The organism is Streptomyces sp. TLI_185 (genome assembly GCF_003814765.1).
Classification (GTDB): domain Bacteria; phylum Actinomycetota; class Actinomycetes; order Streptomycetales; family Streptomycetaceae; genus Streptomyces.
Map to the genome: position 1 here is coordinate 6,010,612 of NZ_RKRB01000001.1, position 26,448 is coordinate 6,037,059.

The 26,448-nt window shown below is 70.2% G+C and carries 26 protein-coding genes; 16 read left to right on the top strand and 10 right to left on the bottom strand.

The features are described 5' to 3' along the window. The first annotated feature begins 18 nt into the window (after positions 1 to 18). From EDD92_RS27750 to EDD92_RS27765, 4 genes are all read left to right on the top strand, one after another. Positions 19 to 966: a CHRD domain-containing protein gene (locus EDD92_RS27750; RefSeq protein WP_260326788.1), complete on the top strand. Its 948-nt coding sequence runs from the start codon at positions 19 to 21 to the stop codon at positions 964 to 966. A 254-nt stretch (positions 967 to 1,220) separates the two neighbouring features. Beyond that, complete coding sequence (locus EDD92_RS27755; RefSeq protein WP_123966898.1) at positions 1,221 to 2,468, top strand: outer-membrane lipoprotein carrier protein LolA; 1,248 nt, start codon at positions 1,221 to 1,223, stop codon at positions 2,466 to 2,468. Positions 2,469 to 2,553: 85 nt separating this feature from the next. After that, the gene (locus tag EDD92_RS27760; RefSeq protein WP_123966899.1) at positions 2,554 to 3,531 is read left to right on the top strand and encodes an ABC transporter ATP-binding protein; all 978 of its coding nucleotides are present in this window, start codon (positions 2,554 to 2,556) and stop codon (positions 3,529 to 3,531) included. Next, on the top strand, positions 3,518 to 4,402 hold the full coding sequence (locus tag EDD92_RS27765) for an ABC transporter permease (RefSeq protein ID WP_123966900.1): 885 nt from the start codon (positions 3,518 to 3,520) through the stop codon (positions 4,400 to 4,402). The genes EDD92_RS27760 and EDD92_RS27765 overlap by 14 nt, the downstream gene beginning before the upstream one ends. Here EDD92_RS27765 and EDD92_RS27770 read toward each other — a convergent pair. Further along, positions 4,392 to 4,901, bottom strand: coding sequence for a DUF6668 family protein (locus tag EDD92_RS27770; protein WP_123966901.1), 510 nt, complete (start codon positions 4,899 to 4,901; stop codon positions 4,392 to 4,394). The two genes, EDD92_RS27765 and EDD92_RS27770, sit on opposite strands and share 11 nt — an antisense overlap. A gap of 250 nt (positions 4,902 to 5,151) precedes the next feature. Here EDD92_RS27770 and EDD92_RS27775 point away from each other — a divergent pair, with 250 nt between their 5' ends. Then, positions 5,152 to 6,372 (top strand): tetratricopeptide repeat protein, encoded by a 1,221-nt coding sequence (locus EDD92_RS27775; RefSeq protein WP_123966902.1) that lies wholly within the window; start codon positions 5,152 to 5,154, stop codon positions 6,370 to 6,372. A gap of 13 nt (positions 6,373 to 6,385) precedes the next feature. On the opposite strand, the gene EDD92_RS27780 is transcribed toward EDD92_RS27775, so the two are convergent. From EDD92_RS27780 to EDD92_RS27795, 4 genes are all read right to left on the bottom strand, one after another. Next, positions 6,386 to 7,330 carry a M28 family metallopeptidase gene (locus EDD92_RS27780; RefSeq protein ID WP_123966903.1) on the bottom strand — a complete coding sequence of 315 codons (945 nt, stop codon included), beginning with the start codon at positions 7,328 to 7,330 and terminating at the stop codon, positions 6,386 to 6,388. Between the two features lie 137 nt (positions 7,331 to 7,467). Then, entirely contained in the window at positions 7,468 to 7,944 is a 477-nt protein-coding gene (locus tag EDD92_RS27785; protein WP_123966904.1) for a VOC family protein, read from the bottom strand. Positions 7,945 to 8,074: 130 nt separating this feature from the next. Beyond that, positions 8,075 to 9,022: an EamA family transporter RarD gene (gene rarD / locus EDD92_RS27790; RefSeq protein ID WP_123966905.1), complete on the bottom strand. Its 948-nt coding sequence runs from the start codon at positions 9,020 to 9,022 to the stop codon at positions 8,075 to 8,077. A gap of 181 nt (positions 9,023 to 9,203) precedes the next feature. After that, positions 9,204 to 10,058, bottom strand: coding sequence for an SDR family oxidoreductase (locus EDD92_RS27795; protein ID WP_123966906.1), 855 nt, complete (start codon positions 10,056 to 10,058; stop codon positions 9,204 to 9,206). Positions 10,059 to 10,237: 179 nt separating this feature from the next. Here EDD92_RS27795 and EDD92_RS27800 point away from each other — a divergent pair, with 179 nt between their 5' ends. The 3 genes from EDD92_RS27800 (at position 10,238) to EDD92_RS27810 (ending at position 11,844) form a co-directional block, all read left to right on the top strand. Beyond that, on the top strand, positions 10,238 to 10,579 hold the full coding sequence (locus tag EDD92_RS27800; RefSeq protein WP_123970576.1) for a helix-turn-helix domain-containing protein: 342 nt from the start codon (positions 10,238 to 10,240) through the stop codon (positions 10,577 to 10,579). Between the two features lie 284 nt (positions 10,580 to 10,863). After that, the gene (locus EDD92_RS27805; protein ID WP_123966907.1) at positions 10,864 to 11,427 is read left to right on the top strand and encodes a DUF6082 family protein; all 564 of its coding nucleotides are present in this window, start codon (positions 10,864 to 10,866) and stop codon (positions 11,425 to 11,427) included. 159 nt (positions 11,428 to 11,586) lie between these two features. Then, entirely contained in the window at positions 11,587 to 11,844 is a 258-nt protein-coding gene (locus EDD92_RS27810; RefSeq protein ID WP_030945221.1) for a hypothetical protein, read from the top strand. A gap of 84 nt (positions 11,845 to 11,928) precedes the next feature. Here EDD92_RS27810 and EDD92_RS27815 read toward each other — a convergent pair whose 3' ends face one another. The 5 genes from EDD92_RS27815 to EDD92_RS27835 form a co-directional block, all read right to left on the bottom strand. Beyond that, a complete protein-coding gene (locus EDD92_RS27815; protein WP_123966908.1) occupies positions 11,929 to 13,008 on the bottom strand; it encodes a 2-oxoacid:ferredoxin oxidoreductase subunit beta in 1,080 nt (359 codons plus the stop codon). After that, positions 13,001 to 14,929 carry a 2-oxoacid:acceptor oxidoreductase subunit alpha gene (locus EDD92_RS27820; protein WP_123966909.1) on the bottom strand — a complete coding sequence of 643 codons (1,929 nt, stop codon included), beginning with the start codon at positions 14,927 to 14,929 and terminating at the stop codon, positions 13,001 to 13,003. Before EDD92_RS27820 ends, EDD92_RS27815 begins: the two co-directional genes overlap by 8 nt. Positions 14,930 to 15,206: 277 nt before the next feature. Next, entirely contained in the window at positions 15,207 to 15,866 is a 660-nt protein-coding gene (locus EDD92_RS27825) for a response regulator transcription factor (RefSeq protein WP_311736815.1), read from the bottom strand. Between the two features lie 283 nt (positions 15,867 to 16,149). Then, entirely contained in the window at positions 16,150 to 17,508 is a 1,359-nt protein-coding gene (locus EDD92_RS27830; protein WP_123966910.1) for a sensor histidine kinase, read from the bottom strand. 128 nt (positions 17,509 to 17,636) lie between these two features. Then, positions 17,637 to 18,830: a sensor domain-containing protein gene (locus tag EDD92_RS27835; RefSeq protein WP_123966911.1), complete on the bottom strand. Its 1,194-nt coding sequence runs from the start codon at positions 18,828 to 18,830 to the stop codon at positions 17,637 to 17,639. Between the two features lie 227 nt (positions 18,831 to 19,057). Here EDD92_RS27835 and EDD92_RS27840 point away from each other — a divergent pair, with 227 nt between their 5' ends. Genes EDD92_RS27840 through EDD92_RS27875 form a run of 8 tightly spaced genes read left to right on the top strand, consistent with a single transcriptional unit; the run spans position 19,058 to position 26,445 of the window. After that, the gene (locus EDD92_RS27840) at positions 19,058 to 19,465 is read left to right on the top strand and encodes an NADH-quinone oxidoreductase subunit A (protein WP_123966912.1); all 408 of its coding nucleotides are present in this window, start codon (positions 19,058 to 19,060) and stop codon (positions 19,463 to 19,465) included. Then, positions 19,456 to 20,112, top strand: coding sequence for an NADH-quinone oxidoreductase subunit B (locus EDD92_RS27845; protein WP_123966913.1), 657 nt, complete (start codon positions 19,456 to 19,458; stop codon positions 20,110 to 20,112). Before EDD92_RS27840 ends, EDD92_RS27845 begins: the two co-directional genes overlap by 10 nt. Further along, positions 20,109 to 21,761, top strand: coding sequence for an NADH-quinone oxidoreductase subunit C (locus EDD92_RS27850; RefSeq protein WP_123966914.1), 1,653 nt, complete (start codon positions 20,109 to 20,111; stop codon positions 21,759 to 21,761). The genes EDD92_RS27845 and EDD92_RS27850 overlap by 4 nt, the downstream gene beginning before the upstream one ends. Beyond that, the gene (locus tag EDD92_RS27855; RefSeq protein WP_123966915.1) at positions 21,758 to 22,726 is read left to right on the top strand and encodes a complex I subunit 1 family protein; all 969 of its coding nucleotides are present in this window, start codon (positions 21,758 to 21,760) and stop codon (positions 22,724 to 22,726) included. The genes EDD92_RS27850 and EDD92_RS27855 overlap by 4 nt, the downstream gene beginning before the upstream one ends. Then, positions 22,726 to 23,337 carry an NADH-quinone oxidoreductase subunit I gene (locus EDD92_RS27860; protein WP_123966916.1) on the top strand — a complete coding sequence of 204 codons (612 nt, stop codon included), beginning with the start codon at positions 22,726 to 22,728 and terminating at the stop codon, positions 23,335 to 23,337. The genes EDD92_RS27855 and EDD92_RS27860 overlap by 1 nt, the downstream gene beginning before the upstream one ends. Positions 23,338 to 23,360: 23 nt before the next feature. Further along, a complete protein-coding gene (locus tag EDD92_RS27865; RefSeq protein ID WP_123970577.1) occupies positions 23,361 to 24,065 on the top strand; it encodes an NADH-quinone oxidoreductase subunit J in 705 nt (234 codons plus the stop codon). Then, positions 24,065 to 24,454, top strand: a complete 390-nt coding sequence (gene nuoK, locus EDD92_RS27870; protein WP_030945192.1) for an NADH-quinone oxidoreductase subunit NuoK — start codon at positions 24,065 to 24,067, stop codon at positions 24,452 to 24,454. Before EDD92_RS27865 ends, nuoK begins: the two co-directional genes overlap by 1 nt. Further along, positions 24,451 to 26,445, top strand: a complete 1,995-nt coding sequence (locus EDD92_RS27875) for an NADH-quinone oxidoreductase subunit L (protein ID WP_123966917.1) — start codon at positions 24,451 to 24,453, stop codon at positions 26,443 to 26,445. The genes nuoK and EDD92_RS27875 overlap by 4 nt, the downstream gene beginning before the upstream one ends. The last annotated feature ends 3 nt before the right edge of the window (positions 26,446 to 26,448 follow it).

Consider the following 26,448-nt stretch of genomic DNA (forward strand, 5'->3'; position numbering starts at 1 on the left):
GAAAACAGAATCATGGGAATGAACGCGACGTTCTCGAAGCGCCGTAAGAGCCTGATGGTCACGGCTGTCGCGGTCGCCGCCGCCGGGGGGATCGCTGCCGCGGTGATTCCGGCCCACGCCGCCGGAGGGACCGCGTCCGGAGACACCGGGGGGACCCTTCTGGCCGCCGGTCTGCGGGGGGCCAACGAGGTGCCCGTGGCGGGCGGCCCGGCCGTCGGCGACAAGGACGGCGCCGCTCTCGAGTTCATCAAGGTGCAGGACGACAAGGTGTCCGTCGCCGTGACCTGGCGCGGCACCGGCAAACCGACCATGCTCCACATCCACCAGGGCGCCAAGGGCACCAACGGCGGCGTCAAGGTCGACTTCACCGACCTGCTGATGAACAGCAAGCGGCACAGCGTCACCGGCACGGTCGAGGTCAAGGACGCCGGCCTGCTCGCCGCTCTCAAGTCCGACCCCGGTTCGTTCTACGCCAACCTGCACACCACCGAGTTCCCCGGCGGAGCCGTCCGCGGCCAGCTCCACAAGGTCACCGTCGCCGCCTTCGACTTCCGTGACGCCCTGCACAACTTCCAGGCGTCCGTGATCAAGGGCAGGCAGATCTACGAGTGCAAGCCGGCCGCCGGCGGTGGCTACGCCTTCGCCCAGCGGGACGTCGGCGCCCTGCTCGGCGGCGGCATCCGGCACTCCTTCGTCGCGCCCAACTCCGGTACGCCGCAGTGGGTCGCACCGGACGGGAGCGCGGTGACCGGCGCCGTCCTGTCGAAGACACCGAACGGGGACGGCAACATCCCCGAGCTCGACCTCAAGGCCACCCGGTCCGGCAAGCACCACGGCCTGCTCGCGAACACCACCGAGATCCTGCGGCTCAACACCGTGGGCGGAGTGGCCCCGGCCGGCTCCTGCACACCCGGCGCGATCGTAGGAGTCCCGTACCGGGCGGACTACGTCTTCCTGCAGAACTGACGGGAGCTCACCTCGGGCGGCGTCTTCCCCCTGCGACCCCTACGGGTCGGGGGAGGCGCCGCCCTCTCGCGTCATACCCCAGGTGTATACGGAGTTGCCCCCCGGGGCTGACGCTTCCTCCTGGCCGATTTGGTGAGATGGAAACCACGGAAATCACCACTGATCACCGATTCGGGTGAGAATGGCGGCTCGGGGTGGACAACAGAAACACGCGAGTTGGACAAGCCGCCGCCGACCACGGAGGTAGCGCACACATGGCACCGTACGAATCCGACGACAGCACGACCGCAGGGGAGGCCGACGACCTGCGCGCGGGTCGGCGCAAGGCCGCGCGGTACGTCGTCCCGGTCGCGGTGGTGGGGGTGGCGGCGGCGACCATCGGGCTCGTCCCCGCACTCGCCGACTCCGGCGACCCCGACCTGCCGAAGATCAGCGCGCAGCAACTCATCGACAAGATCGCCAAGTCGGACGTGCAGCAGATGTCCGGCACGGTGAAGATCACCACGGACCTGGGGCTGCCGAACCTGGGCGGTCTCGAGAGCAGCCTGACGTCCGGCGCCGCGGGGTCGGGCGACGGCTCGTCCGCCGACCCGACCTCCAAGCTCACGGAGCTCGTTTCCGGCACGCACACTCTGCGCGTCGCGGCCGACGGCCAGGACAGGCAGAAGCTGTCACTGCTGGAGAACGCGGCCGAATACAGCATCATCCACAACGGCAAGGACGTCTGGGGCTACGACAGCCAGTCGAACGAGGTCTACCACTCGACCGCCCCCGCGGGCGCGGAGAAGCAGCAGAAGGAAGACGTCCCCGCCACGCCCAAGGACCTCACCGAGGACGCGCTGAAGGCGGTCGACGACACCACCTCGGTGACCGTCGAGGGGACCGCCCAGGTCGCGGGCCGTGACGCGTACCGGCTGGTCATCAAGCCGAAGCAGTCCGGTTCGACGGTCGGTCAGATCACCGTGGCCGTGGACTCGAAGACCGGGCTGCCGCTGAAGTTCACGCTGACCCCGGCGAGCGGCGGCGCCGCCGTGATCGACGCCGGCTTCACCCGGGTCAGCTTCGCCAAGCCGAGCGCCTCGACCTTCGACTTCACCCCGCCCAAGGGTGCGAAGGTCACCGAGGACAAGCAGGGCGACCACGCGAAGGGCCACTTCGAGGGCGGCCCGAAGGTCGACCACAAGGACGGCAAGTTCCATGGCAAGCCCGGCAAGCCCGACGAGGACCTCACCAAGGGCCTCGACGGTCTGAACGTCATCGGCAAGGGCTGGAACTCCATCGCCACCTTCGACACCGGTGGAAAGGGCATGCCGTCCGGCTCCGAGGTCGGCGGGAACCTCGGCGGCTTCCTCGACTCGCTCGGCGACAAGGTCTCCGGCAAGTTCGGCTCGGGCACGGTCTTCAAGACCCGCCTGATCAACGCCCTGATCACCGACAACGGCAAGGTCTACGTCGGCGCGGTGAGCAAGGACGCATTGGTCAAGGCGGCGAACGCGGGCTAAGCCCGGGAACCTTGCGCGGCGCCCGTACGTAGTCACTGTACGTAGTCGCCGCGCAAGGTCGTACCAGCACGAATCGAGGGAGCCGATGGACGAGGAGTCCGCCACGGAGCCGGAGCGGAGCGAGCCGCCGGGTGACAGCGTCATCGCCACCCATGGGCTCACCAAGCGCTACCGCGGCGGGCAACTCGCCGTCGACGGCCTGGATCTGACCGTCCCGACGGGCAGCGTCTTCGGCTTCCTCGGTCCGAACGGCTCGGGCAAGACCACCACCATCCGCATGCTGATGGGCCTGATCGAGCCCACCTCGGGTACGGCGCGGGTGCTCGGGCGGCCCATGCCGCGAGCCTCGCGCACCGTGCTCCCGCACGTCGGCGCCCTCATCGAGGGCCCCGCCCTGTACGGCTTCCTCTCCGGCCGCGACAACCTGCTGCGGTACGACGCCGCCGACCCGACCGCCGATCCGCGCACCCGTCGTACCCGTGTCGCGGCCGCGCTGGACCGGGTGGGCCTGACCGCGGCGGCCGCCAAGAAGGCGAAGGCGTACTCGCTGGGCATGAAGCAGCGGCTCGGCCTCGCTGCGGCGCTGCTCCAGCCCCGCAGACTGCTCGTGCTCGACGAGCCGACCAACGGGCTCGACCCGCAGGGGATGCGCGAAATCCGTTCCCTGGTAAGGGAGTTGGCCTCCGACGGCACGACGGTCTTCCTCTCCTCCCACCTCCTGGACGAGATCGAGCAGGTCTGCACCCATGCCGCGGTGATGGCGCAGGGCCGTCTGATCACCCAGGGTGCCGTGGCCGACCTGGCCGCGGGGGTGCGCGGCCGGCTGGTCGTGACCACGCCCGACCCCGGCGACGCGGCCCGCGTGCTGAAGGAGCAGGGCGCCGCCGACGTCGTCGTCACCGACGACCGGGTGACCGCCGAGCCTCCGGACCGCGACCTCGCCGAGGTGAACGCCGCGCTGGTCACGGCAGGCGTCCGCGTGAGGGGGTTCGGCCTGGAGCGTGCCTCACTGGAGGACGCGTTCGTGGCACTGACGGGGGAGGGCTTCGATGTCGCAGGCTGAAGCAGTGAGCAGTCTCCGCACTCCACGGCTGTTGTGGACCCTCGGGCTTCTGCGCAGCGAACTGCTCACCACCTTCCGGCGCTGGCGCACCCTCGCGCTCCTTGCCGTGCTGGCGGGCGTGCCGATCCTGGTCGGGGCAGCGGTCAAGATCGAGACGAGCGACGGTTCGTCCGTCGGTGGCGGCCGGGGCGGCGGTGGCGGCCCGGCATTCATCTCGCAGATCACCAACAACGGTCTGTTCCTGGTGTTCACCGCGCTGGCCGCGACGCTCCCGTTCTTCCTGCCGATGGCGATCGGTGTCATCGCGGGCGACGCGATCGCCGGCGAGGCGAACTCGGGCACCCTCCGCTACCTGCTGGTCGCCCCCGCAGGCCGCACCCGCCTCCTGCTCACCAAGTACGCGACCGTGATGGCCTTCTGCCTGGTCGCCACCCTCGTGGTGGCCGTCTCGGCGCTCACCGTCGGGGCGATACTCTTCCCGCTCGGCGATCTGACGACCATCTCCGGCACACAGATCAGCTTCACCGAGGGACTGGGCAGAGCGCTGCTCATCGCCCTGATCGTCGCCGTGTCCCTCATCGGCGTCGCGGCACTCGGCCTGTTCGTCTCCACCCTGACCGGCAGCGGCATCGCAGCGATGGCGACGACCGTGGGACTGCTGATCACCGTCCAGATCCTCGACCAGATACCCCAACTCCACGCGATACAGCCGTACTTCTTCTCCCACTACTGGCTGTCCTTCGCCGACCTGATGCGCGACCCGGTCTACTGGGACGACCTGGTGAAGAACCTCGAGATCCAGGCCCTGTACGCGGCCGTGTTCGGCTCGGCGGCGTGGGCGCGGTTCACGGCGAAGGACATCACCGCTTAGCGGCCCCCATGAGGCGGGCCAGTGCCACCGTCTCCCGCGGCGGCGACCCGCCGAGGTCACCGAGGCGCCAGTCGGACACCCAGGGCACGCGGTACACGTCGATGAGCGACTCGATCAGCCGCACCTGCCGGTCGAGGGGCCGCGGCAGCCGCCCCGGCGCGTCCGCGACGAGCACGACGGCGTCGAGGTCGAGTCCCGGCGGGGCCTCCCCGAGGCGGAAGACCTCCAGGGTGCGCAGGGCGGCCGCGAGCCCCGATGCATGCGTACGGGCGACGAGCAGGACGGACGGCGGGTCCTCGGGGCCGGGCCAGGCACGGCCGCAGTCGTGACCGCCGTAGACGGCGGCAAGTGTGGACACACCCGCGCCGCCGTGCGTGCCCACCCAGGAGTAGCGCCGGGCGGTGGCGGCGGACGGGGCGGGCTGCTGCGGTCCCGGCTCGGGTACGGTGACCGGGCCGCGGATCCAGATCTCCGGTCCCTGCTGCACGTCCGTCCGCATGCCCGCTCTGCTCTCTCGTATGCCCACCGGTGCTTACCGCGCAGGCCGACCACGCGACGGGGGCGAGCTGCTGGGACGAGTCTGTGACGCCATGGTGACCGGAGAACCGGCAGCGACCGGCGAGACTCAACCGTACGTGCACGAACGGATCTTGACGCCGGGGGAGCGGAAACCCGACGGCGGGAGGGAGCACCATGGAACCCGAACGCGCTGTCCGCAGACTCCCCGACGCATCCGAGTGAGGGAACCGATGGCTCGACTCAGCCGCGAGAAGAAGCGGGAACAGAAGCGCGCCGAGGGCCGGGCGGCCCTCGTGGGAGCACCGATCGACGTTCGCGTACCCGAAGCCGGCGCGGTCGGCGCCTGGGTCGGCGGTGTGCCGGTCACCGCGGCCGCCGGCGAGGAGATCCAGCAGACGGTCCTGAACCATCTCCACCGCATCGCCCTCGCCACCGGCCACCCCGTCCTCGCCACCGTCCACGACGAGCGGATCGGTTGCGTCGTACACCTTCAGGTGGACACGGACGGGGCCAGCAGTTTCACCGGGGAACCCGTAGGGATGACTGCTCCCGCGGCGCAGGGCCCGCCGTCCCCGCCGCGGCAGTCCGAGCAGCCGCCCCAGGGCGACAGGCCGACGCACGTTTTGCGGGCGCCCGCGGAGCCCGCGCGGGAGACCTCCCCGACGTTCGTGCTGCGTGCGCTGCCCCAGCCGCCCCAGGACAGGGCCCCGGGCACCGTGGCGGCCCCGACCGGCGAGTTCGGCCCGCCCCCGCCGATGGACGCGGTCCCGCGGCACCACCCAGAACCCGAGGACGCACCCGTACCCGTCAAGGATTCCGCACCCGTCCCCCGCAAGGAGCCCGCGCCCAACCGCCCGGCGACCGGCCCCCTCCTCCTGGTCCCCCCGGACCCGGCCCTCGACCCCGACCCCAAGCCCACCCCCGCCCGCGGCTTCGACGCCGTGGCCGAAGCCGTCCTCGGTGACGAACCGCCGACCGCGCCCGCGTTCCTCGCGGAGCCGCTGGCGCAGATCAACGAGGCCGTGAAGGCGGGCCGGACAGACATGGCGGCCGGGCTGGCCGAGACCACGGTCGAGGAGGCGTCGGCGGCGCTCGGGCCGGAGCACACCGAAGTGCTCCGCTTGCGTGAACTCACCGCGTACATCGCCTACTTGGCGGGCGACCCGATCCGTGCCTTCCGGCTCTCGCTCGACCTCGTCCGGATCCACCGCCGCACCCGCGACGCGGAGGCGGCCTACGGCAACATCCAGAGCGCGGCCTCCGCCTGGCGTGCCGTGCGCGATCCGCAGCAGGGCCTGGACCTCGGCCGCGAACTGATCGGCCTGTGGGCCGAGCTCACGGCCGAGGACGGCCCCGCCGCCGACGACATCGAGCGGCTGGAGTCGGCCCGCGCCCGCATGGGCCGGCTCACGGAACGCGCCCGCAAGTCGGCCCGGCAGACGCCGGGCTGACGACCCGGGACGGCTACTGCGACAGCTCCCACACCGCATGCGCGATGGCGTCGCTGTTGCGGTCCAGAGCGGTGCCGTCGATGTTGGACGTCGTGTCGCAGGACGAGTGGTAGCAGGCGTCGAAGGCCTTCCCCGACGTACCGCCCCACTTGGCTGCCTGCGCCGCCGTCTTGACGTAGTCGGCACCGCTGAACAGCCCGCCCACCGGGACGCCCGCGTCCTTGAACGGCGCGTGGTCGGAGCGGCCGTCACCCTCGGTCTCGGGCTCGGTGGCGATGCCGAGGCCGGTGAAGTAGTCCTTGAACGTCTTCTCGATCGCCGGGTCGTCGTCGTAGACGAAGTAACCGGGGTTCGGCGAGCCGATCATGTCGAAGTTCAGATAGCTGCTGATCTTCGAGCGATGTGCGGCGGAGAGGCCGTCGACGTAGTGGCCGGAGCCCACGATGCCCAGCTCCTCCGCGCCCCACCAGGCGAAACGCAGGTGCTTTGCGGGGTGGTAGCCGGCCCGTGACACGGCGAGCGCGGTCTCCAGAATGGCGGCCGAACCGGAGCCGTTGTCGTTGATGCCGGGGCCCCTGCTGACGCTGTCCAGGTGGGAACCCGCCATGACGACCTGGTCGGCGTTCCCGCCCGGCCAGTCGGCGACGAGGTTGTAGCCGGTGCGGCCGGAGGATGTGAACTGCTGGACGGTGGTGGTGAATCCGGCCGCGTCCAGCTTGGCCTTCACATAGTCGAGCGAGGCCTTGTAACCGGCGCTGCCGTGCGCGCGGTTGCCGTCGTTGGCGGTGGCGATGGACTGCAGCTGGGCGAGGTGGGCCTTGACGTTCGCCACGGAGATGTCGGGCGCGGCCGCCGCCGCCGGCGAGGGCGCCGCACCGGCTATGGAACCGCCGGTCAGGAGCATGACAGCCGACACGCCGACAGCTGCCACTGCACGCCCGGAAACGGAGAAGCTCATGTGGGGGGCTCCGAATTCCTTGGAGTGAATTGGATCCCCGGATGGTGAATCTTTTACCAACCAGGCGTCAAGAGCGTTATCAGGACAGCCGGTTCGCATAACGGAACATCCGGCCCACTGGGGCTCCGCGCTGTGACCTACTGCACGCAGAACTCGTTGCCCTCCGGGTCCGCCATCACCACCCACTCCCCGGCGGGCTCCTTCACCCGCCGCAGCACACTCGCCCCCAGCCCCACCAGCCGCTCGACCTCTGCGTCCCGGAGCCCGTCGCCGGGATGCAGATCGAGATGCAGCCGGTTCTTCCCGCTCTTCGCCTCCGGCACCCGCTGGAACAGCAGCCGCCGCCCGAGACCGGTCCCCCGCTCCTTGTCGTACGGATCATCCGGATGCCGCACTGCAATCAGGTCCCGGAAGGCGAGCCGGGCGTGGAACTCGACGGTCGCCTCACGCGGCAGCGCGCCGAGCTCCAGCAACCGTTGGATGAACGCATCGTTGTCCTCGATCTCGTAGTGCAACGCGGCGCCCCAGAACTCGGCCTGGCTCTGCGGGTCGGCGCAGTCGATGACGAGCTTCCAGTGAACGGGGGCGGGGCCGGATGCGGAGGTCTGTGTCATGCCCCACTTGTACCGGAGGAGCCAGTAGTTCCGGACCCTTTGCAGCGCAGGTCAGCACATCTCAGCCCGTCCGGCGTTTGAGGACGAGGCCGTTCAGGCCGATACGGGGGCCTGGAGGCAGAGCTCCCAGTCAGACGTCCACCGCAGCGGACGGTGCCGCCTCAACCTTGGGCATGCGAACACGGCCAAGCCTGCTCGCAGAGCGAAACGCGTCCCACGTCAGCAGACACAAGGCAACCCACACCAATGCAAACCCGGCCCACCGCTCCACCGGCATCGCCTCATGGAAGTACAGAACCCCGAGCAGAAACTGAAACACCGGCGCCAGATACTGCAGCAGCCCCAGCGTCGACAACGGCACCCGAATGGCCGCCGCCCCGAAACAGACCAGGGGCAACGCGGTCACCACCCCGGTCGCGGCGAGCAACGCCCCGTGCCCCGCCCCTTCCGTCGCGAACGTCGAGGAGCCGTGCGAGGTCAGCCACAGCAGATAAGCCACCGCGGGCAGGAACTGGATCGCGGTCTCCGCGGCCAGCGACTCGATCCCGCCGAGCCCGACCTTCTTCTTCACCAGCCCGTACGTCGCGAACGAGAAGGCGAGCGTGAGCGAGATCCACGGCGGCTGCCCGTACCCCACCGTGAGCACGACCACCGCGGCGAAGCCGGTCCCGACCGCCACCCACTGCACGGGCCGCAGCCGCTCCTTCAGGAGCAGCACGCCCATCGCGATGGTGACCAGCGGGTTGATGAAGTACCCGAGCGAGGCCTCGACGACATGCCCGCTGTTCACGGACCAGATGTACACGCCCCAGTTGACGGTGATGACGGCCGCGGCGACCGCGACGAGCCCCAGTCTGCGCGGCTGCCGCAGCAGCTCGCCCGCCCAGGTCCAGCGCCGCATCACTACGAGCGCGGCGCCCACGAAGACCAGGGACCATGCCATCCGGTGGGCGAGGATCTCGATGGCGCCGGCGGGCTTCAGCAGGGGCCAGAAGAGGGGTACGAGGCCCCACATCCCGTAGGCGGCGAAGCCGTTCAGCAGTCCTGTGCGCCGCTCGCCCCTCGACTTCCCGGTCACGGGTCCCCTCCTCACCTCGTCGCACACGCGTGCCAGGCAGAAGGTAACGCCGAGCGCCCCCGCCTGTCATGTCCGTATCGCCATACGGTCATGACAGGCGGGGGTGTTGCACCCGGGGCCGGCAGGGGAGTCCGGCCTTCGGGCTGCCTGTCGTCCAGGTCGTCCGGGGTGCCCGGAGGTGTCAGCCCTTGACCGCCACCGCGATCGCGTCGGCGAGCGGCGTGGTCGGACGGCCGGCCAGGCGGGACAGGTCGCCGGTGGAGACGACGAGTTCGCCCTTCTCGATGGAGGCGTCCACGCCCGCAAGAACGGCGGCGAGCGGGCCGGGCAGCCCGGCGCCGGTGAGGATCCCGGTGAAGGCCTCGACCGAGACGGGGCTGTAGGCGATCTCCTTGCCGGTCTGCTTGCTGAGCTCGGCCGCGTACTCGGCGAAGCTCCACGCCTCGTCGCCGCCCAGCTCGTATGTCTTGTTCTCGTGCCCCTCGCCGGTCAGCACGGCGACGGCGGCGGCCGCGTAGTCGGCGCGCGAGGCGGAGGAGACCCGGCCCTCACCGGCGGCGGCGACGACGGCGTTGTGCTCCAGCACGGGGGCCAGGTTCTCGGTGTAGTTCTCGTGGTACCAGCCGTTGCGCAGCAGCGCGTACGGCACGCCGGAGGCGGTCAGGGCCTCCTCGGTGCCGCGGTGGTCGTCGGCGAGCGCGGCCGTCAGGCTGCCGGGGGCGCTGGTGTAGGCGAGCAGCGCGACACCGGCCGCCTTCGCGGCCTCGATGACCACCTTGTGCTGGCCGACACGGCCCTTGTCGAACTCGTTGCCGGAGATGAGCAGCACCTTGTCACCGGCGGAGAAGAGGCTGCCGAAGGTCTCCGGCGCGTTGTAGTCGGCGACCGCGAGCTTCACGCCGCGTGCGGCGTAGTCGGCGCCCTTCGCCTCGTCGCGTACGACGGCGGTGATCTGCTCTGCCGGGACCTTCTCAAGCAGCTGCTCCACGACATGACGGCCGAGGTGTCCGGTGGATCCGGTGACGACGATGCTCATGATCTGCGATCTCCTTGTGGGGTGCGGATGCCACTAACCCTAGGAGGTGCGCTAACTCTTTGAAAGTACCCACTTTGAAGTAAGGTACTGGCATGGCAGTAAGCAACCCGGAAACCGCAGTCCAGCCGGAACTCGTCGCCAAGGGCACCAAGGTCGCCAAGTACGACACCGGCGAGGCCATGTGCCCCTACCGCCTCGTCCTGGAGCACCTCACCAGCCGCTGGGGCGTGCTGGTCCTGATCGAGCTCCTGGAGCGCCCCTACCGCTTCAGTGAACTGCGCCGGGCCATCGGCCGCGTCAGCGAGAAGATGCTCACCCAGACGCTGCAGACCCTGGAGCGCGACGGGCTGGTGCACCGCGACGCCAAGCCGGTGATCCCGCCGAGGGTCGACTACTCCCTGACCGACCTGGGGCGCGAGGCGGCGCAGCAGGTACGGGCCCTCGCGGTGTGGACCGAGCAGCGGATGGATGCCGTACAGCAGGCGCGGGACGCGTACGACGCGGCGAAGCGCCACCGCTGAGCTCCCCCACTCCCGGCTGCGCTCGAGCGGGAGGTGCCCCCAGCTGAGCAGGGCCGACGCGTCCGTCGGCAGCTGCCGGACGCATGCGGCGGGCGCTCGCCGGGCACACGAGTGTCAGGGCGCGGACGGGCAGGCGCGGTACGTCCTTCCATGCGCCCCCTCTCCGCCTTCCGCACCGCCCGACGGCACCGGGCACGCTGGAGGCGGGATGTCACGCCCTGCCGTGCGCCGTCCGTGCATCGTCGGCCGGTGCACGGTCACCTGATCCAGGGGGATTCCTCGAGATGGCTTTACGGCGGAACGCGGCCGCGCGAAGTATCGGTTCTGCGCTGGCGGCAGGGCTGGGACTGATGCGGGTGTCCTTCGCCCGCGGCACCCGGCGGCGCCAGGAGGAACTGCTGCTGGAGCTGCTGAAACAGCTCGCACTGATGACCGAGGAGATCCACCGGGCCAACCTCATCCAGCACTACCGCCTCACCACCGACCAGCTGGGCCGGGCCAGCGACGACTCCGCCCTCGCCGACGCGTCGAGCACGCTGGACGGCCTCAGTGAACTGAAGCGCCGTCAGATGATGTACGCCAACCGGCAGTTCGGCGCTCTCGTCCTCGCCCATCGGGTGGGCGCGCTCGACTGGGACCAGCTGCTCGGGCATCTGCGGGTGCTGTGCCGCAACTCCGTGTTCGCCGAGTACTGGGACCGCACGGCCGAGCACCGGCGGAGCCTGCCGGCGGAGTCCGTGGACGCGAAGGTCGGCTCGGTCGTCGACGTCATGCTGGAGGAACTGGCCGAAGACCCCGACGAATGGTGGGTGGTGGGGTCGGTGCCCGAGCCCCCGGCGCATGAATGAGCCACTGCGTGCTCCCGACGACCCAAGTGGGCGCCGAAGCCGCCGCATAATCGTGCGTGTCACGGCACATCAATAAGTGCGACGGGTTTTACGGGGTGGGCCGAAAACGGCTGCGCCCCGCTCAGGCGGGGCTATCAGCCCCGGGAGGGGACGGCCCAGTTGCACGACGAGTTCACGTCCGTCCGGATCGCGCGCCGCCTCGGCGATCCCCCTCGTAAAAGAGGCAGCTACACCCAGGAGACCTGCCCCGATCTGTTCGAACTCAGTGACGGAAACTTCGCCGTCATCGGGACCGAAGCAACGACCGCCCTCGACCCCCACCTGCCCCAGGACGCCGCCCGAGCCGACTACGAACGCATTGTCGTGATCAGCCGAGAGACCCTCATCCGCGCCAAGAAGGACATCCCCGACGCCTGACATCCGACTCCGACCCCTGACCTGCGACAGCGAGGGCCCGGATGCCGCACCGCCGCATCCGGGCCCTCCGTATGTACGGATCGGTCAGCCGACGACCGTCCAGGTGTCGCCGCCGGCCAGCAGAGCGGCCAGGTCGCCCTTGCCGTTGTGTTCGATCGCTTCGTCGAGCTGGTCGGCCATCTGGGTGTCGTAGACGGGCCGGTCCACGGACCGCAGCACACCGATCGGCGTGTTGTGCAGGGTGTCGGGGTCGGCCAGCCGGGACAGGGCGAAGGCGGTGGTCGGCGACTCGGCGTGCGCATCGTGGACCAGAATCCGGGACTCGTTGTCCGGCGTCACCTCGACCACCTTCAGATCACCGGTGGCCGCATCCCGGACGACGCCCTTGGACAGGTCGCTGCCGAAGCGGATCGGCTGCCCGTGCTCGAGGCGGATCACCGCCTCCTCGGCCTGTTGTTTGTCCTTGAGGGCGTCGAAGGCGCCGTCGTTGAAGATGTTGCAGTTCTGGTAGATCTCGACCAGTGCCGTTCCCGGGTGGGCGGCGGCCTGGCGCAGCACCTCGGTCAGATGCTTGCGGTCGGAGTCGATGGTGCGGGCGACGAAGGAGGCCTCCGCGCCGATCGCCAGCGACACCGGGTTGAAGGGCGCGTCCAAAGAGCCCATCGGCGTCGACTTGGTGATCTTGCCGACCTCCGAGGTCGGCGAGTACTGCCCCTTGGTCAGGCCGTAGATCCGGTTGTTGAACAGCAGGATCTTCAGGTTCACGTTGCGGCGCAGCGCGTGGATGAGGTGGTTGCCGCCGATGGACAGAGCGTCTCCGTCACCGGTGACCACCCACACGGACAGGTCCCGACGGCTGGAGGCGAGCCCGGTCGCGATGGCGGGCGCCCGCCCGTGGATCGAGTGCATGCCGTACGTGTTCATGTAGTACGGGAAGCGCGACGAGCAGCCGATGCCCGAGACGAAGACGATGTTCTCCTTGGCCAGGCCCAGCTCGGGCATGAAGCCCTGGACGGCGGCGAGGATCGCGTAGTCACCGCAGCCGGGGCACCAGCGCACTTCCTGGTCGGACTTGAAGTCCTTCATGGACTGGCGGGCCTCGGCCTTGGGAACGAGCGAGAGCGCCTCGATCGTGCCCGTGCCTTCCGTGGACGTCTCAGCCATCGATGGCCTCCTTGAGAGCCGTGGCGAGCTGCTCAGCCTTGAACGGCATGCCGTTCACCTGGTTGTACGAGTGGGCGTCGACCAGGTACTTCGCCCGGATCAGCGTGGCGAGCTGGCCGAGGTTCATCTCGGGAATCACCACTTTGTCGTAACGCTTCAAGACCGCGCCGACATTCCGCGGGAACGGGTTGAGGTGGCGCAGATGGGCCTGCGCGATGGACTCCCCGGCCGTGCGCAGCCGCCGTACAGCCGCCGTGATCGGTCCGTAGGTCGAACCCCAGCCGAGCACCAGCGTGCGCGCCTCGTGCGGGTCGTCGACCTCCAGCTCCGGCACGTCGATGCCGTCGATCTTGGCCTGACGGGTGCGGACCATGAAGTCGTGGTTGGCGGGGGCGTACGAGATGTTCCCGGTCCCGTCCTCCTTCTCGATGCCGCCGATACGGTGCTCGAGGCCGGGCGTGCCGGGGACCGCCCAGGGGCGGGCGAGGGTCTGCGGGTCGCGTTTGTACGGCCAGAAGACCTCGGTGCCGTCGTCCAAGGTGTGGTTCGGTCCCTGCGCGAACTGCACGGTCAGGTCCGGGAGTTCGTCCAGTTCGGGGATGCGCCAGGGCTCGGAGCCGTTGGCCAGGTAGCCGTCGGAGAGCAGCATCACCGGGGTGCGGTACGTCAGCGCGATCCGGGTCGCCTCCAGCGCGGCGTCGAAGCAGTCGGCCGGGGTGCGCGGCGCGATCACCGGGACGGGAGCTTCGCCGTTGCGCCCGAACATGGCCTGCAGCAGGTCCGCCTGCTCGGTCTTGGTCGGCAGACCGGTGGACGGCCCGCCGCGCTGGATGTCGATGACCAGCAGCGGCAGCTCCAACGAGACCGCCAGGCCGATGGTCTCGCTCTTGAGCGCCACACCCGGGCCGGAGGTCGTCGTCACGCCGAGCGAGCCGCCGAAGGCCGCGCCCAGGGCCGCGCCGATGCCGGCGATCTCGTCCTCGGCCTGGAAGGTCCGTACACCGAAGTTCTTGTGCCGGCTCAGCTCGTGCAGGATGTCCGAGGCCGGGGTGATCGGGTACGAGCCCAGGAACAGCGGCAGGTCCGCCTGGCGCGAGGCGGCGATCAGCCCGTAGGCCAGGGCCAGGTTGCCGGAGATGTTGCGGTACGTCCCGGTCGGGAAGGCGGTCGTGGCCGGGGCGATCTCGTAGGAGACCGCGAAGTCCTCCGTCGTCTCGCCGAAGTTCCAGCCCGCGCGGAACGCGGCGAGGTTCGCCTCGGCGATCTCGGGCTTCTTGGCGAACTTGGTCCGCAGGAACTTCTCCGTGCCCTCGGTCGGCCGGTGATACATCCAGCTCAGCAGGCCCAGCGCGAACATGTTCTTGCTGCGCTCGGCCTCCTTGCGGGTCAGGTCGAACTCCTTGAGCGCCTCGACCGTGAGGGTGGTCAGCGGCACCTCGTGCAGGCTGTACCCGTCGAGAGAGCCGTCCTCCAGCGGAGAGGCGGCGTACCCGACCTTCTGCATCGCCCGTTTGGTGAACTCGTCCGTGTTGACGATGATCTCCGCACCGCGCGGCACGTCGGCGATGTTCGCCTTCAGCGCGGCCGGGTTCATCGCGACCAGCACGTTCGGCGCGTCGCCCGGGGTGAGGATGTCGTGGTCGGCGAAGTGCAGCTGAAAGGACGACACACCCGGCAGGGTCCCGGCAGGCGCCCGGATCTCGGCGGGGAAGTTCGGAAGAGTGGACAGATCGTTCCCGAAGGACGCGGTCTCCGAGGTGAAACGGTCACCGGTGAGCTGCATACCGTCACCGGAGTCCCCCGCGAACCGGATGATCACCCGGTCCAGCCTGCGTACGTCCTTTGTTCCGCCCGGCCCCCGCTGCTCTCCGACGACGGCTCCGTCTGCCTGCTCCGCTGTCCTGCTGACCTGGCTGGTCACTGAACTGGACCTCCCTCGAGGCGGCTGTCTGGGACCGGCCTGCCCGTAGGCCTTCCCAAAATCAACCCTACGTCCGTTAGGGTCGCCTTCCTGTGGCCATTCGCATCATGGACACAGTTTTGAGACGGTGCGACGCCCTGACTTGTCATGATTTCTCGCCCCCCGGCGCTCCCTTTGAAGACGCTCCGCATGATTGGTTCGGTTCTAGGGGTGGACGGACCTGGACGGACAGTGAATCGACGACTGAACGCGCAATTACTGACTCAGTGTCAGCCCGTCAGGAGTTCAGATAGGTGAGGACCGCGAGAACGCGCCGGTGATCCCCGTCACTCTGGGACAGCCCGAGCTTCAGGAAGATGTTGCTGACGTGCTTCTCCACCGCGCCGTCGCTCACCACCAGCTGCCGCGCGATGGCCGAGTTGGTACGCCCCTCGGCCATCAGCCCCAGCACCTCCCGCTCCCGCGGGGTGAGTCCGGCCAGCACATCCTGCTTACGGCTGCGCCCGAGCAGCTGCGCGACCACTTCCGGGTCCAGCGCGGTACCCCCCTGGGCCACCCGCACCACGGCATCCACGAACTCCCGGACCTCGGCGACCCGGTCCTTGAGCAGATATCCGACGCCATGACTGGAACCGGCCAGCAGTTCTGTGGCGTACCGCTCCTCCACGTACTGCGACAGCACGAGCACACCGAGCCCCGGATGGGCCTTCCGCAGCTGCACCGCGGCCCGCACGCCTTCGTCGGTGTGCGTCGGCGGCATCCGCACATCCGCGACCACGACATCGGGCAGCTCACCCTGCGCGTCCAGCTCGGTGATGGTCTTGATCAGCGCGTCCCCGTCACCCACCCCGGCGACCACGTCATGCCCACGGTCTGTCAACAGCCGGGTCAGCCCCTCCCTGAGCAGCACTGAATCCTCGGCGATGACCACCCGCACCCTGTCCTCCACGATCCCCTGGCCCCCCAGCCCGACTCCGTCTGCCAGTAGTCCAGCATTCCAGCATTCGGACCCGACCGCCCCTGACCAACGGGAATCAACGGGATTCCGCACCCGACACGACGGGTTCCGGCCGCTGCCTTTCAGCCCGTCCGGCGTTTGAGGACGAGGCCGTAGGCCGATCGGGGGTCCAGGGGGCGGAGTCCCCTGGCGGCGTCGGGGGGGGCGGAGCCCCTGGGGATGGGAACGGGTAAGGGCGGTGGGGGCGAAACCGCCCCGGCACTCACTCCAGCGCCCGCTCCCCCCGCCACGGCAACTCCGCAGTCACCCGAGTAGGCCCCCCCACCGGCGAATCCACCACCAGAATCCCGTCCACCGCATCCAACCGCTCAGCAAGCCCCCCCAGCCCCGACCCGCCGGAGGCATCCGCCCCACCCACCCCGTTGTCCACAACCTGCACCATCAGCCGGTTCTCCACCCGCCACACATCCACCGCAGCCCACGTGGCCCGCGCATGCTTGCTGATGTTCTGCAGCAGCTCCGACACCGTGAAGTACGCAATCCCCTCGATGGCAGGCGCCGGCCGCTCGGCCAGGTCGACCTCCACCTGCACCGGCACGGTGCACCGCGATGCCACCGCCGACAGCGCCGCATCCAGCCCCCGATCCGTCAGCACCGCCGGATGAATCCCGCGCGCCAGATCCCGCAGCTCCTGCAGTGCCGTCTTCACCTCACCGTGCGCCTCGTCCACCATCCGCGCCGCCGCCCGCGGATCCTCCGCCAGCTTCTCCTTCGCCAGCCCCAGATCCATGGCCAACGCCACCAGCCGGGCCTGCGCCCCGTCATGCAGATCCCGCTCGATCCGCCGCAGATCCGCAGCCGCGGTATCCACCACGACGCCCCGGTCCGACTCCAGCTCCACCACCCGCGTCGCCAGCCGCGACGGCCCGAGCAGCCCGTGCACCAGCACCCGGTCCACCATCGTCAGCGCCCGCACGATCCACGGCGTGGCCAGTGTGAACAGCAGCCCCACCAGCGCGGTGACAGTGATCTCGAAGGGGTTGTCGAGGTAGATGCTGTGGCTGCCGTCGCCGTACAGCTGAAGCCCGCCCTGACCGCCGTACATCGGAAAGAGCCAGAACCACAGCGGATACGTCAGCAGCCCCCACCCGTACGCCCAGAAGTTCACCGCGACCACGAACGAGAACACCGACCACGGGAACTGCACCAGCGCGTACAGCAGCGTCCGCCACGACGTGCCGCTCTTCAGTACGGCCCCCATCCAGGCCATCACGCCGGACTTCCTCATCCGCAGCGGCTCCGGGTCGGCCACCTCGAGACCCAGCAGCCCCCGCGCCCGCGCCCGCTCCAGTGCCCCGAAGGCGCGGCAGCCGGCCAGCCCTGCCGCCAGCACCGGAATGCCGAGGAACGTCACCAGCAGACCCGCCCCGAGCGACACCATCGTGACGGCGTAGACGAAGAGCATGATGCCGATCGGCAGGCTCAGCAGCACATAGCCGAACTCGCGCCAGCTGCGCCCCTCGAAGGGAGCCCGCAGCCCGGCCGGCAGCCGGCGCCGCGTCCCCTCGGTGAACCCGAGCCCGCTGTCGTGCCCGTAGGGCTGTCCGTACTCCGTGGCCATCGGCGTCGTCCGTTCTGCTCGTCCCGTTCGCCCTGTCCGGCTGCGGCTGTCCCGCCGTACCCCCACCCTGCTGCGCCGCAGGTCCGCGAACCATGGAGGCCGTCGGCGTCTTGGAAGTGGGGTTTTCCCTACCTCTCACCGGGAGCGCGGTCGCGCCACGGCAGCTCCGCCGTGACCACGGTCGGCCCGCCCTGCGGCGAGTCGATGACGAACAGTCCGTCGACGGCGTCCAGCCGGTCGGCGAGCCCCTGCATCCCCGAGCCTCCGTCGAGGCGCGCGCCCCCGCGGCCGTCGTCCTCGACCTGGATGAGCAGCCGGTCCGTCGCCCGCCACACCTCGACGGACGCGGTCTTCGCCGCGCTGTGCTTGCTGATGTTCTGCAGCAGCTCGGAGACGGTGAAATAGGCGATGCCCTCGATGGCCGCGGCCGGCCGTGAGGCCAGATCGACCGTCACCTTCACGGGCACCGTGCAGCGCGAGGCGACCGAGGACAGCGCGGCATCGAGCCCCCGGTCCGTGAGTACCGCGGGATGGATCCCCCTGGCCAGGTCCCGCAGCTCCTGCAGCGCCAGCTTCACCTCGCCGTGCGCCTCCGCGACCATCTCCGCCGCCGTGTCGGGGTCCTCCAGGAGCTTCTCCTTGGCGAGGCCCAGTCCCATCGCCAGATTGACCAGTCGGGCCTGCGCCCCGTCGTGCAGATCGCGTTCGATGCGCCGCAGATCGGCGTTGGCCGTGTCGACCACGACCCCCCGGTCCGACTCCAGCTCCGCGATACGCCGCTCCAGCTCGTCGGAGGGCGACAGCAGCCCGCGCACCATCGCCCGGTCGGCGTTGGCCAGCCCCCGCGCGATGAACGGCAGCACCGGCCACAGCACGAACAGCGAGGTCAGCGTGATGACGAAGGTCAGGATCCCCCAGGGCAGCCGGATGAAGTCGTACAGCACCGTGCGCCAGCCCACCGGGTCCTTCACCCTCATCCACAGCCACGGGAGGAAGCCGGCGCCGCGTCCGGGCAGTCGGCTCGGCTCGTCCACCCGCACCCCGAGCAGCTTCCTGGCCCGCGCCCGCTCCATCCTGCCCAGCAGCCGCGCACCCGTCAGACCGGCGGCCAGCAGCGGGAACCCGACCACCGTCACGGTCAGCCAGAATCCGGTGAACAGCACCGTCACGACGTAGGTGAACCCGATCAGTGACACCGGAAGGTTCGCCAGCAGATGCGCGATCTCCTTCCAGGTGTGCCGGTCGTAGGCGAAACGGGCAGGCGGCAGACGGTCGCCGTCACCTTCCGGGGCCCCCATCGGGCGCGCGTGTCGTTCGGTCATATGGGCTAGCGTGCCGCGCGCCGCGCGCCCGCGCCATGAGGTCGGCCGCCCCCGTCCCCTGGGGAAAACCCCACCCCGGCAGCTCCTCGGCGGCTTCCCCGCATCTCAAGGACGTCTCAAGCGGTGACGGGCTGCTTACCGTGTCTTTATCAGGGCCTAGACTCCCGTGCGTACAGATCGTCGAACAGCAGCGTTCATCAAGGTCGCAGGGAGCGAGGGGTACGGACGTGCGGGAATCGACCGGCGCCGATCCGACCGTCGTCGCGGCGGACTACTTCCAGTCGTACTCGGTCGTCGGACTGCTCGCCGTCATCGGCGTGCTCTTCGTCGCGGTCGCCTTCGGGGCCGGCCGACTGCTGCGGCCCGTGGTCCCCACCCCCGAGAAACTCCTGACGTACGAGTGCGGAGTCGACCCGGTGGGCGAGGGCTGGGCCCACACTCAGGTCCGCTACTACGTCTACGCCTTCCTGTACGTCATCTTTGCCGTCGACTCGATCTTCCTTTTCCCCTGGGCCACGGTGTTTGCTGGAGATGGGTACGGCGTGACCACGCTGGTCGAGATGTTCATCTTCCTCGGCTTCCTGGCCGTGGGCCTGCTGTACGCATACAAGAAGGGCGTCCTGGCATGGACGTGACGACGCCGGACACCAACGGTCAGCCCGTGCTCCTCCCGGAGCCGAAACGGCTGGGCGCCCTCGCACGCCTGGCCCCCGAGCCGATGAAGGTGGTCCTGAACTGGGGCCGCCGGTACTCGCTCTGGGTCTTCAACTTCGGCCTCGCCTGCTGCGCGATCGAGTTCATCGCCGCGTCGATGGCCCGCCACGACTTCATCCGCCTCGGCGTCATCCCCTTCGCACCGGGCCCCCGCCAGGCCGACCTGATGGTCGTGTCCGGCACGGTCACCGACAAGATGGCCCCGGCCGTGAAGCGCCTGTACGAACAGATGCCGGAACCCAAGTACGTCATCTCCTTCGGCGCCTGCAGCAACTGCGGCGGCCCCTACTGGGACTCCTACTCCGTGACCAAGGGCGTCGACCAGATCATCCCGGTCGACGTCTACGTGCCCGGCTGCCCGCCCCGCCCCGAGGCCCTCCTCCAGGGGATCCTGAAGCTCCAGGAGAAGATCGCCCGCGAGTCGCTGGGGGAGCGGTACGGGACCGGACCGGCACGCCCGTCGGCGGCGGCCCTGCAAAGCGGCCTGGTGAAGCCACCGGCTGCCGGATCCCCATCGGCTCCCGACTCCTCTTCGTCTTCGGGGTCTCCTTCGGGGGAGGACCGATGAGCACGGTCGGCTGGCTCCCCGCCCCCGCCGACGAGCTTTTCGGCACGGGGGCCACCGCCGAGGAGTCGTACGAGCTCCTGACGGTCGACGTCCCGCCGGCGACCTGGCCGGCAGCGCTGGAGGTGGCCCGCGACCAGCTGTCGTGCACCTACTTCGACTGGCTGAGCGCGGTCGACGAACCGGGCACGGGTTTCCGCGTCTCGGCCCACGTCGTCCGTCTGTCTCCCGTACGCCGTCTGCTGCTGCGCACCACGGTCCCGCACGAGGCGCCGACGCTGGCCTCCGCCGTCGGCGTCTACGCGGGCGCGGCCTGGCACGAACGCGAGACCCACGAAATGTTCGGCGTCGTCTTCGAGGGCCACCCTGCCCTGGACCACCTCCTCCTCCCGGAAACCTTCGAAGGCCACCCCCTCCGCAAGGACTTCGTCCTGGCCTCCCGCGTGGCCAAGGCCTGGCCGGGCGCCAAGGAACCCGGCGAGTCCGACCACGGCGGCCCCAAGCGCCGCCAGATGCTCCCCCCAGGCGTCCCCGACCCGAACGAATGGGGCCCCCTGAAGGGCCAGCTCCCCGCTGCCCCGGCCCGCCCCACCCGAGCCGCAGGCCGCCCCTCCGCCGACCGCCCGGCGCGGACCGCAGGCGACCGCCCGGTGCGCCGCGCACGCTCGGCAGCGGAGGGCTCGGCGAGCCAGGCGGAGGCGCCAGTCTCGTCTGCCGATGCCGCGGCGGCGCCGCGTCGTGCGCGGTCGGCCGCGGAAGGGTCGGCGAGCCAGGGCGAGGGTGCCCGCGCTGGGGCAGCGGATGCGGGGCCTGCCGATGCCCCGGCGGCGCCGCGTCGTGCGCGGTCGGCCGCGGAAGGGTCGGCGAGCCAGGCGGCGTCGACTCCGGCCGAGGGTGCCGCGGCCGACCGGCAGTCGGGTGTCTCCGGTGCGGCAACGCCGCGACGCACACGCAGCTCGAGCGAAGGCTCGGCCTCGCAGTCCCCCCGGACCCCGTCGCCACAGAGCCCAACCACCCGACCGGCACCCGCCCCCCGCAGTTCGGACGCCCCGTGGCACCACGCCCGCCCGGCTTTCGAGGAGCCGGAGACCGCGCCGAGGCCTGAGAGTGAGCCGAAGCCGGAGAGCAAGCCGAGCCCTGAGAGCGAGTCGGGCCCGGAGGGCGGGCCGACCCCGGAGACCGAAGCGAGGCATGGGACGAAGCTGAGCCCGGAAACGAAGCCGAGCCCGGAAACGAAGCCGAGCGCGGAAACGAAGCCGAGCGCGGAAACGAAGCTGAGCCCGGAAACGAAGCCGAGCGCGGACTCGAAGTCGGCCCCGGAGGGCGAGCCGAGCCCGGTGCTGGAGCGGCAGCCGGTGGCTGAGCCGAGCCCGGTGCCCGAGCGGCAGCCGGCTGCTGAGCCGAGCCCGGTTGCCGAGCCGGTCGCCGAACCGCCGGTCGAAGCCGAACCCTCCTCGAAACCGTCGGCTGGGGCTGCCGCCGACTCCGACGCGAGTTCAGGCCCTGCCGAGACACCTCCCGGTGACAGCCCCTCCGGGCCGACCTCCTCCAAGGAGGCCCCGGCCGAGAAGTCCCCCCACGCCACCCCCGAAGATCCGTCCGCCGAAGATCCGGCCGCGAACCCCGAAGACCCTGCAGGAGGCCCGCAGTGACCGACGCTCTGGACGTCACCCTGCGACTCCTGATCGTGTTCGTCGTCTTCCTCACCTTCCCCCTGATCGTCGGCCAGACCGAGCACAAGGTCATGGCCCACATGCAGGGCCGCCTCGGCCCGATGTACGCCGGCGGCTTCCACGGCTGGGCCCAACTCGTCGCCGACGGCGTGAAGTTCGCGCAGAAGGAAGACGTCGTCCCGGCGGGCGCGGACCGCCGCATCTTCCAGCTCGCCCCCGCCGTGGCTCTCCTCCCGTACCTCCTGGTCCTGCTCGCCATCCCCATCGGCCCCGGCGAGGGCGCCGTCGGTCAGGTCCTGGACGCGGGCATCTTCTTCGTCCTGGCGGTGATGGGCGTAGGCGTCCTCGGCTCCCTCATGGCCGGCTGGGCCTCCGCCAACAAGTTCTCCCTCCTCGGCGGCCTCCGCACCGCCGCGCAGCTCCTCGCCTACGAACTCCCGATGCTCCTCGCCGCCGCCTCCGTCGCGATGGCGGCCGGCACGGTCTCCCTCCCCGGCATCCTGGACGCCTTCCACTGGTGGTGGCTGCCCTGGCAGATCGTCGGCGCGATCGTCTTCTTCGTCGCCGGTCTCGCCGAACTCCAGCGCCCGCCCTTCGACATGCCCGTCGCCGACTCGGAGATCATCTTCGGTGCGTACACCGAGTACACCGGCCTGCGTTTCGCCCTGTTCCTCCTCGCCGAGTACGCCGGAATCATCGTCCTGTGCGGCCTGACCACCGTCCTCTTCCTGGGCGGCTGGCACGGCCCCTGGGGCGCCGACGGCCTCGGCTGGGTCTGGACCCTGCTGAAGACGGCCGTCCTCGCCTTCCTCGTGATCTGGCTCCGCGTCACCTATCCCCGCCTGCGCGAGGACCAGCTCCAGAAACTCTCCTGGACCCTCCTCGTTCCCCTCTCCCTCGCTCAGATCGCCCTCACGGGCATCGTCAAGGTGGTGATCTCCTGATGGCTGAGCGGCTCCCGCCCACCCGGTCCCGCATCCCCGGCTCCGGCCTGGCCAAGGGCCTGGCGGTCACCCTCCGCACGATGACGCGGAAGAGCGTCACCGAGCAGTACCCGGACGTCCAGCCGGACCTGCCGCCCCGCACCCGCGGCGTCATCGGCCTGTTCGAGGAGAACTGCACGGTCTGCATGCTCTGCGCCCGGGAGTGCCCGGACTGGTGCATCTACATCGACTCCCACAAGGAGACGGTCCCGGCGGCCACCCCGGGCGGCCGCGAACGCAGCCGCAACGTCCTCGACCGCTTCGCCATCGACTTCTCCCTGTGCATGTACTGCGGTATCTGCATCGAGGTCTGTCCTTTCGACGCCCTGTTCTGGTCCCCGGAGTTCGAATACGCCGAGACCGACATCCACGAACTCACCCACGAACGCGACAAGCTCCGTGAGTGGATGTGGACGGTCCCGGCCCCGCCCGCCCTCGACCCCGGCGCGGAGGAGCCCAAGGAGATCGCCGCCGCCCGCAAGACCGCGGAGAAGCTCGCTGCTGCGCAGGCCGAGCCCACCGAACCTGCCGAGCCTGCCCGGCCGACCGAACCCGAGGGAGGCGTGTCGTGACCCTCATCGCAGCCACCGCGACGGTGGCACACGCCACGGCAGCTCACGCGACGGCAGCCCACGTCAACGCGCCCACGGCCGCCGCCGGCACCCACGGCTTCCTCTCCCCGACCGGTGTCGAGATCGCCTTCCTCCTCGTCGGCCTGGCCACCTTCGGCGCAGCCCTGGTCACCGTCACCACCCGGCAACTGGTGCACGCCGCCCTGTGGCTGGTGGTCACCCTTGGTGGCCTTGCTGTCGAATACCTCCTGCTCACCGCCGAGTTCATCGCCTGGGTGCAGGTCCTCATCTACGTGGGTTCCGTCGTCGTCCTCCTCCTGTTCGGTCTGATGCTCACCAAGGCCCCGATCGGCCGCTCCCCGGACGCCGACTCCGGCAACCGGTGGGCCGCGCTCACCGTGGCCGTCGCCGCGGCCGCCGCCCTGGTCTGGGTCGTCGTCGACGCCTTCCGCACGACCTGGATCGACCTCGACGGCCCGGCCGCCGGTTCCACCGCCGTCACCGGAGCGAGCCTCTTCCAGAACTGGGTCCTCCCCTTCGAGGCCCTCTCCGTCCTCCTTCTCGCCGCCCTGGTCGGCGCGATCGTCCTGTCCCGCAAGGCGAAGGCGGAGATGAGCTCTCCCCCTGTGAACTCCCGGGCCGCAACCGGTGGTTCCCCATCCGTCCCTGATTCCCGTAATCACCCGATCGAGGGAAACAGCCCGGCCGAGCAGGAAGGCGCCCGCTGATGCACCTCGCCTATCCCGCCGTACTCTCCGCCCTCCTCTTCTGCACCGGCCTGTACGGCGTCCTTGCCCGCCGCAACGCGATCCTGGTCCTGATGTCCGTCGAGCTGATGCTCAACGCCGTCAACCTCAACCTCGTCGCCTTCGACGTCTGGCTCAGCAAGGCCGCCCAGGAGACCCTGCACTCCGGCCAGGCCCTGACCCTGTTCACCATCGCCATCGCCGCCGCCGAGATCGGCATCGGCCTGGCGATCGTCCTCGCCGTGTACCGCAACCGCGGTACCTCGGACATCGACAGACTTCGCGACAGCGCCGAGGGCCACGAGAGCGACGGCCCCGACGGCAACGCCCTCACGGCGGAAGAGACCGGGAAGGCTGAGGCCGCCGCGTGACCACGACCACCCTCGCCGTCCTCGTCCCCCTTCTGCCGTTCCTGGGTGCCGCCTCCGGCCTGCTCCTGGGCCGCACGGCCCCCGGTTTCGTCCGCCCGCTCGCGGTTCTGCCGACTCTTGCCTCCCTCGTGCTGGCCGCGTTGGTCGCCGTGCGCCAGGGCGGCGACCAGGCGATCGACGCCGCCACCGAGCTCACGCCCACCGGCTCGGTCCCCATCGAACTCGCCCTGCACATCGACGGCTTCGCCGCCCTCGTCGCCGTTCTGGTCGGCGTCGTCGCCACCTGCGTGCAGATCTACTCGACGGGCTACCTGCGCGACGACCCGCGCTACCCCTCGTACGCCGCCCTCGTCTCCCTCTTCACCTCCGCGATGCTGCTCGTCGTCTACTCCGGCGACCTGATCGTGCTGCTGGTCGGCTGGGAGATCATGGGTATCTGCTCGTACTTCCTGGTCGGCCACTACTGGGAGACCCCGGAGGCCCGCGCCGCCTCCATCAAGGCCTTCCTGGTGACCAAGCTCGGTGACGTCCCCTTCCTCATCGGCCTGTTCGCCCTCGCCACCGACGCCGGCTCCTTCCGCATCACCAAGGTCCTCGGCACGGTCGCGAGCGGCGGACTCCACCACCCGACACTGATCGCCCTGCTGCTCCTGGCGGGGGTGGCGGGCAAGTCGGCGCAGTTCCCGCTGCACACCTGGCTCCCCGACGCGATGGCAGGCCCGACGCCCGTCTCCGCGCTGATCCACGCCGCGACGATGGTGGCCGCCGGCGTCTACTTCATCGCCCGCCTCCTCCCGGTCTTCGAGGCCTCCCGGGCCGCAATGGTCGTCCTCGCCGTCATGGCCGCCGTCACGATGGTCGGCTCGGGTCTCGCCGCACTCGCCCAGGACGACATCAAGCGCGTCCTCGCGTACTCGACGATCGGCCAGCTCGGCTATATGACCGGCGCCCTCGCCGTCGGCGACGGCGGAGCTGCCGTCTTCCACCTCCTGTCCCACGGCGCCTTCAAGGCGCTGCTGTTCCTCGCGGCCGGCGTGATCATCCACGCCGCCGGCACAAACTCGCTGGCCACCATGTCCCGCATGCGGGGCCTGCGCGAACGCATCCCCGACGCCTACTGGACGATGACCGTGGCGCTTCTCGCGCTCGCCGCGATCCCGCCCTTCAGCGGCTTCTTCTCCAAGGAGTCCGTCCTCGGCGCGGCCGAGCACGTAGCCACCGGCCACACTGGGCACGCCCCCGGCGCCGCAGGCTGGATCACCCTCGTCGCCGGCCTGCTCACCGCCGTACTCACCGCCGCGTACGCGATGCGCCTGTGGCTGCTGGCCTTCCACGGCCGGGGCGCCGAAGCCCCCGACCACGGCCGCCAGCCACTGACCATGACCGTGGTGCTGTGGGTGCTCGCCGTCCCCTCCCTCGCGCTCGGCGGGCTCGCCTACCGCTCGCTGCCCGACTGGTTCGACGGCCGTGACCTCACCCCAACACTCACCACTTCCGTGCTCGGCACGGGCGTGGCCCTGGTCGGCGGCGTCGTCACCTATGCGGCCTGGCGGCACACCACCGCCCTCGCCTACCGCGTCCCGCTCGGTGCGGTCGCAGCCCACCCCGAGGGCGACGCCGGACTCGTCGAGGCCGAGGCCATCGCCAGTCATACGCCCGCCTACGGGGGAGTGGCCTACGCGCCCGACCCGGCGGACCCGGGACGACTGCTGCTCGGCCCACTGCACCGGCACGCAGCCGTCGGCTTCCACCTCGACGCCGTGTACACGGCCCTCTTCGTCCGCCCGGTCCAGGCCGGAGCGAGCCTCGTCCGCTTCCTGGACCGCGAGGTCGTCGAGACCTACGTACGAGGCGCCGGCGCCCTACCGCGCCTGCTCGGTGCCGCCGTACGGCGCGCCCAGACAGGCAATGTGCAGACCTATGTGAGCGCGCTGCTCGCCGGCACCGTCGTCCTGGCGGTCGCCGTCCTCCTCGTCGCCACGGGAGCGTGAGCA